The 1605-nt window shown below is 45.2% G+C and carries 1 protein-coding gene; it reads right to left on the bottom strand.

Features of this window, described 5'->3' with window-relative positions; translation table 11 throughout:
* The coding region (locus QUB06_RS34515) for a toll/interleukin-1 receptor domain-containing protein (protein WP_333439331.1) at positions 1-1572 on the bottom strand (1572 nt) is incomplete at its 3' end.
* Between the last annotated feature and the right edge of the window lie 33 nt (positions 1573-1605).

The following is a 1605-nucleotide window of genomic DNA, read 5'->3' as shown; positions in this document are numbered from 1 at the left end:
TGTCATGATCGAGAGCGCACCCACGACGGCTCCCCTTAATAGCATCTTATTTTTGCGTTTTTCGGCGCTACTTTCGGCTATATATGCCTTTTGTAACTCGGTCGCGACTGGCTGTTTCTTTTGGGTTTGAATGTCTTTCAACCACGCTTCGGCGATCGCCAATTCACTCCCGCGCAATAGTAAATCTTTCGTCTGATCTTTTTGCTGCCACTCCAAGGCCCGCTGAGACCATTTCGTATGATTTTGTAAGTGTTCTCTGTCTGTATCGAGGGTTCTGACCAATTGATTAAAATTGGCATTGAAATCCCCCTCGTTTTGATTGAAATCAATCCACTGGACTTTGGCTAACTCCGGATGCAAGTCTGCTGAATTGACCTCGCGATGCAGCAGCGTCACAAACCGCTTGTTCAACTTGGCGGCATACTCCACTTCCATCCCGCAATAGGGTGAATTTACCGATTGGGGGGAAAGAATAAATAAGAAATTATCGGAGGATTGGATTCCCTGCTCTATCTCTCGCGCAAAATCCGAGCCCGATGCAATACTTTCTTGGTCGAACCAGGTCGTTTTTCCCTGTAGTTGCAGTTCGTTATTGAGCTTTCTGGCTAAATCCGAATCGGCGCGAGAATAAGAAATAAAAACATCGAGGGACTCCAAGGGCGGTTGCCGCAAACTTTCCGCAATGAATTCTTCAATTAATGCTGTTGGGCGATGCTGCGTCCGTTTCTGCCCTACCTTCAACCACGCCTCTGCACTTCGCAAGTTATAACCTCGCAGCAGAATACTCGGATTCTTATGTTGTCGCTCCCACTTCAAGGCTTGAGTTAGGAACACTTTATGCTCGTTATAATAAACTTCATCCTGATGTATAATCTTCAGCAATTGACTTTCATCGAGCAAGTAATCGTCTTCTTTTACGTTGTCGGTGAGGTCGATATACTGCACGCCCTGCAATGCCTTGGGGATTTCGTCTACTGGCGTTTCTCTCACTAAAACAGGGATAATTCGCTTATGGAGCGATAGGGCATAGTCTATTTCTTTCCGAACGTACTCGGATTGTACAGAGTCCGGCGAGAGCAGATAGACCAAATTATCGGTTTGTTCGATGCCGCGATCGATCGCACTCTGAAAATCTTCTCCGGTTTGAATATCGGTTGTATTCGTCCAAACGGTCAAACTTTCTCGCCTCAGACTGTTGCGAATTTTCTCCATACTTTCCCGATCTCGCTCGGAATAAGAGATAAACACCTGAGTCATCAAGTTATTGCCATTCTTGATGCTTTCAGTAATGTATTCGCAATGCAAGTCCGTCGGAAGGCAAGGCGGCTGCTCCTCGTTAAAATGAATTTTTAACCAAGCTTCTGCTTGCTTTTTCTCGTCGCCCACTAACAGCCATCTATTTTGTTTTTGCTGCCGTTCCCACTCTAAGGCTTTGGCTAAAAATTGCGTATGCTTTTCTACATAATCGCCGTGGCGGTTTAGTAATTCAAGTAATCCGCTTAAAGATTTATCGAAGTCATCAATTCCTTCGCGAAAATACACCCAGTTGATTTTGCCTATAGCCGGGTGCATATTGTTAAAACTCGAATGCAATCCTTTGGCTTT

It is taken from the genome of Microcoleus sp. D2_18a_D3, assembly GCF_036702455.1.
GTDB lineage: Bacteria > Cyanobacteriota > Cyanobacteriia > Cyanobacteriales > Microcoleaceae > Microcoleus.
The sequence above is the reverse complement of the archived record's forward strand: the minus strand, read 5'-3'. Positions and strand labels throughout refer to the sequence as shown.